The organism is Nitrospirae bacterium YQR-1 (assembly GCA_039908095.1).
Lineage (GTDB): Bacteria > Nitrospirota > Thermodesulfovibrionia > Thermodesulfovibrionales > Magnetobacteriaceae > Magnetomonas.
The window spans coordinates 87,787-94,362 of the sequence record JAMOBJ010000010.1 but is presented as its reverse complement, the minus strand read 5'-3'; the positions used below and the strand labels follow the sequence as shown (position 1 = coordinate 94,362).

The following is a 6,576-nucleotide window of genomic DNA, read 5'->3' as shown; positions in this document are numbered from 1 at the left end:
GTGTGCCGAGGCGTTGACAAAAGGAACTAACTCCTTTCTGCTAAAGTGTATCGGGGTGGATTGTCCCTTTCTATACACAATAGGCGGTGATGATACAAGTCTGACGGCGGCTGATTTGGCAAAGTATCTGCACGACAACGGCTATGAGCTGACGGTAATTGGGCTGCCAAAAACGGTTGATAACGACATTGTGCCTATAGCCCAAACGCTGGGTGCTTACACGGCTGCCGAACATGGTGCTAATTTCTTTATGAATGTTGTGGCGGAGTCATCGGCAAACCCGCGTATGCTCATAGTGCACGAGGTTATGGGAAGAAACTGTGGATACCTGACGGCAAAAACCGCTGAAGTTTATCATGAAAAACTAAAACATCTGGACTTTCTGGACTCATTCGGCCTCTCAAGGGAAAGGTACGATGTTGATGCCGTTTTAATTCCTGAAGTGGAATACGATATGGATAAACTTGCTGATTATCTCAACAAGAAATTAACCGATAAAGACTGCGCAAACATATTCATATCCGAGGGAGCGGGAGCGGCCGGAATAGTTAAGGAACTTGAATCAAAGGGGCTTGAGGTACCAAGGGACGCCTTCGGACACGTTAAATTGGATAAGGTAAACGTAGGGCAGTGGCACGCTGATGCGCTGCTATCTAAGGCAAGCGCCGGTAAAACGCTTGTACAAAAAAGCGGCTACTACGCAAGGGCAGCACGTCCAATTCTTCAGGACCTGATGCTGATTAAGGCAATGACTGACCTTGCGGTAGAGATGGCCGGAAAGGGCACCCCGGGCATCGTCGGCCATGACGAGGAAAAGAGAGGCGTCTTACGCTGCATAGAGTTTACGCGTATAAAGGGCGGTAAACCGTTTAATGCAAAACTCGGCTGGTTTACAAATCTGCTGAAGGAAATCGGCCAACCCGATCTTAAGTAATACCAAGCGGCAGTCAGAAGTAAACACAGGCGGAAAGAAGAAAGTGACGGAGGCGTACTTTTGGGTACGCCCCGGAGCTTTTGACAAGGACAACGAAGTTAGACAAATGAATTAGAATTGGAATTATTTATACGAAAGTGCAGTAAAAAAATCTAAACTATGAGCTGCCTGCAGCCTTTCTCTTTCCCCGCCCTTCTATTCCGTTGTAGCCATAGTGTATTTCCACATCATCCAGATCGGCCTCCTTAAAAAGCGCTTTTACCTGCTCCATATTAAGGGGGTTATCATATGCCGCAGAGAGAAAGTCAAACGTATCCAGCACTGCCCACTCCTTTAACACATTCTCGCTGAGATTGAACACTCCCCGGTAATCCGCCATACTAAAGATAATACTTAGCTTTCTGCTGCTTATTCCGGTAATCTTATGAAAAAGGCCTGTTATCGGATACAGAAAATTCACGTATTTCTCACATAACTTATAGAGCTTCTCAGGTGGGAGTTTTGTAGTAAATGGCCGGATATAATACTTCGTCATAAGGAGGTCTTTGTACCATTTGTCAAATTTGCAATAAATGTCAATAGTAAGCCTTCCACCCGGTTTTAAACATGGCGGCAAGGACAGAAATGCCTTTTTCACATCCGGTGTGTGCTGAAGCACTCCAATGCACAATAATTTGTCAAAGAAACCCCTCTTAACGGGCAGATTGTAAATATCTCCCTGCACTATAAGAAGGTTTTCATTATCACCGTGAGAGGCGTAATTAGCCTCAACTGCATTACTGTAGTCAAGCGAAACGATAAATGCACCGGTTTGAAGTGCAATTTCGGTATATCTTCCGGCTCCTGAGCCAATTTCAAGCATAGTCTCGTTCTGAAGGTTTCTGCCCCACTTTGTCTCATTAAAAAATCTATCCTCTGTAATCTTCAGCCCTGTGTATGAATCCAGAAGAGTTCTCGGATGCCTATTCCACTCAAAACCAAAACTTGCAGCGTAGTTGTCAATTGGGACAAAGCGGGGAATATATTTGATTATCGGATATGAAGCACCACAGTTGCGGCATTGAAGCATACCCTCTTTAACTTTATCATCATTGACCTCATCTGTCTTCTGTATAACCAAACCACCCAGGCACCCAGGGCAGCGTAAATATTCTAAATGAGCTTTTCTCATCCGATTGTCCCCTCCGCTTTTGTCATCTCTCTAAAAACCACCACTACTGCTCTTTTTTTATTGAAAGGTCTCTTGTAAAATCCACGCATCGCATATCTTTACCGCTTATGGAAAACTTCTTGTTACAGTGCTCCCGCCATGCACACACTACACATATGGTTTGCTCTTGTGCCATTCTCTCAGTCCTCTGCTATTTTTACCTTATTATATCTAAAGCCGATACAAATAAAAAAGGGGGAAAGCATAACCTTCCCCCCTTTCAACAATATAACAGTTAAACCGTATTACGCAGTGGTTGAAGCTGTTTTACCGGTCTTTTTCTTAAGTGCAGCCTGTGCCGCCGCAAGTCTTGCCAGCGGTAACCTGAAAGGTGAGCAGCTTACATAGTCCATTCCTACGTTAAAGCAAAACTCCACTGATCTTGCCTCTCCGCCGTGCTCTCCACAGATACCTACTTTGAGTTTAGGCTTAGTGGAACGCCCCTTTTCAATACCCATTTTTACGAGCTGGCCAACTCCGCCGATGTCTATGGTTACGAAAGGATCATCAGGAAGTACCTTCTTCTCTACATAAAATGGTAAAAACCTTCCGGCGTCGTCACGGCTTAAGCCAAAGGTGGTCTGTGTAAGGTCGTTGGTACCAAATGAGAAGAAATCTGCATCCTCAGCTATTTTATCGGCTACAATCGCTGCACGCGGAAGCTCAATCATTGTTCCGATTAAGTACTCCACATTCACTTTTGCCTTTTCCATAACCGACTCGCAGGTCTTTATGGTCATCTCTTTAAGTTTCTTAAACTCCTCAGGAACCGCTACCAGAGGGATCATTATCTCAGGTATTACTTCCTGGCCCTCTTTCTTAAGATCGCAGGCGGCTTCCATAATTGCCTGTACCTGAATTTCATACATTTCAGGATAAGTTACGCCAAGTCTGCAACCCCTGTGTCCGAGCATCGGGTTGAACTCGTGAAGTGCCTCGTTTCTTTCATTAAGTTTTGCTGCTGATACTCCCATCTCCTTAGCAAGTCCGTCAATCTCTTTCTTTGTGTGTGGGAGAAACTCATGGAGGGGTGGATCCAAAAGTCTTATTGTAACCGGTTTGCCCTTCATGACTTTAAAGATTCCCTTGAAGTCTTTCTTCTGCATTGGGAGAATTTTCTTCAGTGCTTTACGTCTGCCTTCCTCGTCATCGGCAAGAATCATCTCTCGCACTGCCTTGATTCTGTCTTCTTCAAAGAACATATGTTCTGTTCTGCAAAGGCCGATTCCTTCCGCTCCAAACTTAAGTGCAACTTCCGCATCATGAGGAGTGTCGGCATTGGCTCTTACACCCATCGTTCTGCACTCATCCACCCAGGTCATAAACTTTGCGAAGTCGCCGGTTATTGCAGGCTCGATGAGTTTGGTTTCACCGATAATGATATCACCGGTTGAACCGTTTATAGTCAACATGTCACCCTCTTTTAAGCTGTTGCCTTTTACGTTGAGGGTCTTTTTCTTAGAGTCTATTACGAGGTCGCCGCAACCGGCTACACAGGGTTTCCCCATACCTCTTGCAACAACAGCAGCGTGCGAGGTCATACCGCCGCGGGCTGTCAGAATTCCCTGGGCTGCGTGCATTCCACCAATATCCTCGGGGGAGGTCTCAAGTCTGACAAGTATAACTTTCTCTTTCTTCTCCGCCCAATCCTCTGCGTCCTTTGCTGTAAACACTATCTTTCCTACGGCTGCTCCAGGTGAGGCCGGTAGTCCCTTGGCTACCTTGTTAAGTTTTGCCTTAGGGTCTATCATCGGGTGTAAGAACTGGTCAAGCTGCGGAGGCTCTACTCTTAAAACCGCCGTCTCTTTGCTTATCTTTTTCTCATCCACTAAGTCCATGGCTATTTTTAAAGCCGCCGCCGCCGTTCTCTTACCTACTCTAACCTGAAGCATGAAGAGCTTTTTCTCTTCAATCGTAAACTCCAGATCGAGCATGTCATTGTAGTGAAGCTCCAGTTTTTTATAGATATCCATGAGGTGGTTGTACGCTTCCGGCATGTCTTTCTTAAGATCCTCAACAGGCATAGGGGTACGAATACCAGCCACAACGTCCTCGCCCTGGGCGTTAATCAAACATTCGCCGTAGAACTTGTTCTCACCGGTGGAAGGGTTTCTGGTAAACGCAACACCTGTTCCAGATGTGTCACCCATGTTGCCAAACACCATAGTGCATATGTTTACAGCAGTACCGAGGTCATCGGGAATTCCATTGAGTTTTCTGTAGGTCTTAGCACGCTCTCCGTTCCATGAGTTAAACACTGCGTCAATGGCAGCCTTCAACTGGTCCATGGAATCCTGTGGAAAGTCCTGTTTGGTTTCCTTTTTGTAAAGGGCCTTAAACTTAACTACCAAGTCTTTTAACTGCTCTACGTTTAGGTCTGCATCGTACTTTACTTTTGACTTGTCTTTTACCTCATCCAGAACGTGCTCAAACTTCATTCTGTCAACGCCCATAACTATTGAAGCAAACATGGTGATAAAACGTCTGTAAGCGTCGTAAGCGAATTTTTCATTACCTGATCTTGCGATAATACCTTTGATAGTAGCATCGGTAAGACCGAGGTTTAAAACTGTGTCCATCATACCCGGCATAGAAAACTTAGCGCCCGAGCGCACTGATACCAGAAGGGGCCTGTCAGGATCACCGAACTTCAGGTTCATGATTGCCTCAACCTTTTTAAGGTCTTCCATCGCCTGATCCCACATGCCATCCGGATACTTTGCGCCGTTTACGAAATACTCATTACAAGCCTCCGTGGTAATTGTAAAACCTGGGGGCACAGGAATCCCGAGCTTGGTCATCTCGGAAAGACCGGCTCCCTTACCGCCGAGAAGGTCCTTCATTGTACCGTCTCCGTCAGCCTTACCATCTCCAAAAAAATAAACCCACTTCTTTGACATACACTTCTCCTCCTACTTATTTTTGGTATTGATTATTAATAACTTAGCTCTCACATCCAAACGGCACATTATAATATATCTTTACAACAAGTTTCAATATGTTTTTTATTTATAAAAAGTTTTTTCAACATTTTTTTATTTTTTTTCAATTCAGGGTCTCAACCAGGTTGCAGTCAAAAGAGTAACGAGGCTGCTGGGAGAAAGCGGCGCCTCCCCTTACAGGGGATTCCCCTTTAGAGGAGAGCACGCCCCGGAGCTTTAGATGAAGCCAACAAAGTTAATCGAATGAATGCAACCTGGTACTACATAAAAAATAATGATGATATTTTGACAATTCTACTGCTGTTTATATACAATACCGCTCTATGGGTTATAAAGACAAGCTGTTGGGGCGTCGACAAACGGCAAGTCAGGAGACTTTGGATCTCCCATCTGGAGGTTCGAATCCTCCCGCCCCAGCCATATTATCCGGCAGGGCTGCCGGTGGGAAGCTGCCCAGGGTGGTTAGTACAGAACACTTTAGCACATAATTATTAAGGAATTACCTTAAATAGAGGAGAGCGGCATGTTAAAAGAGATAAAAATAATTACCGGTAACTCTAACCGCCGGTTGTCTGAGGAAGTTGCGGAGTTCCTGAGAGTCGGGCTTACCGACACCATAGTTAAAACATTCGGGGATGGCGAGATTTCCGTTCAGGTCAATGAAAATGTCCGGGGCCATGATGTTTTTGTTATTCAATCAATGTGTAATCCGGTTAATAATAATTTAATGGAACTGCTTCTTATTGTTGACGCTTTAAAGAGAGCCTCAGCCGGCAGAATAACCGCAGTAATTCCATACTTCGGCTATGCCCGGCAGGACAGGAAGGTGCAGCCGCGGGTACCGATTTCATCTAAACTAGTAGCTGATTTAATCACTGTCGCAGGCTGCCACAGAGTTCTGACTATTGATCTACACGCCGGCCAGATACAGGGATTTTTTAATATTCCTGTTGACCACCTCTACGCTACTCCCGTGCTCCTTAATTATATAAAAGAACATCTTCCGGTTAAAAACCTTGTAATCGTATCGCCCGATGCCGGAGGGGTTGAAAGGGCACGGTCTTTTGCAAGACGCCTTAAGTGCTCACTTGCCATTATTGACAAACGCCGTGAAAATGCCAACGAATGCACTGCAGAAAATGTTATTGGAGAGGTGCAGGGAAAAGACGTTCTAATACTGGACGATATGATTGATACCGCAGGCACCACTGTACAGGCGGCCAGCATTCTAAAATTCAACGGAGCCATCAACGTCTATGCCGCATGTTCCCATGCCGTTCTCTCCGGCCCAGCTATTGAGAGAATCAGCAATTCCGTGATTGAACAGGTCATTACAACAAACACTATCCCCACCTACGGTAAGGATGCTATGTGCCCAAAACTGGTAGTCCTCTCAATTGCCGCTCTCATGGGTGAGGCGATAAGGAGAATATATGAAGAGTCGTCTATCAGTTCACTTTTTGTCAAATAGAGATAAAAGCCGGGGTTTT

At 45.3% G+C, this 6,576-nt stretch carries 4 protein-coding genes and 1 tRNA gene; 3 read left to right on the top strand and 2 right to left on the bottom strand.

Features of this window, described 5'->3' with window-relative positions; translation table 11 throughout:
- Positions 1 to 934 (top strand): pyrophosphate--fructose-6-phosphate 1-phosphotransferase (locus tag H7844_07170; protein MEO5357061.1); only part of this gene is annotated, 934 nt, incomplete at its 5' end.
- Between the two features lie 157 nt (positions 935 to 1,091).
- On the opposite strand, the gene H7844_07165 is transcribed toward H7844_07170, so the two are convergent.
- Complete coding sequence (locus H7844_07165; protein ID MEO5357060.1) at positions 1,092 to 2,105, bottom strand: methyltransferase domain-containing protein; 1,014 nt, start codon at positions 2,103 to 2,105, stop codon at positions 1,092 to 1,094.
- A 284-nt stretch (positions 2,106 to 2,389) separates the two neighbouring features.
- Positions 2,390 to 5,044, bottom strand: coding sequence for a pyruvate, phosphate dikinase (gene ppdK, locus H7844_07160; GenBank protein ID MEO5357059.1), 2,655 nt, complete (start codon positions 5,042 to 5,044; stop codon positions 2,390 to 2,392).
- Positions 5,045 to 5,431: 387 nt separating this feature from the next.
- On the opposite strand from ppdK, the gene H7844_07155 reads away from it, so the two are divergent.
- Together H7844_07155 and H7844_07150 are read left to right on the top strand one after the other, a co-directional pair.
- A tRNA-Gln gene (locus tag H7844_07155) sits at positions 5,432 to 5,506 on the top strand.
- Positions 5,507 to 5,609: 103 nt separating this feature from the next.
- Positions 5,610 to 6,557, top strand: a complete 948-nt coding sequence (locus tag H7844_07150) for a ribose-phosphate pyrophosphokinase (GenBank protein ID MEO5357058.1) — start codon at positions 5,610 to 5,612, stop codon at positions 6,555 to 6,557.
- Positions 6,558 to 6,576 lie beyond the last annotated feature (19 nt).

What these genes read in the sequence shown, in the direction of transcription:
- H7844_07165 (MEO5357060.1), bottom strand. Translation starts at nt 2,105, where the DNA reads ATGAGAAAAGCTCATTTAGAATATTTACGCTGCCCTGGGTGCCTGGGT.
- ppdK (MEO5357059.1), bottom strand. Translation starts at nt 5,044, where the DNA reads ATGTCAAAGAAGTGGGTTTATTTTTTTGGAGATGGTAAGGCTGACGGA.
- H7844_07150 (MEO5357058.1), top strand. Translation starts at nt 5,610, where the DNA reads ATGTTAAAAGAGATAAAAATAATTACCGGTAACTCTAACCGCCGGTTG.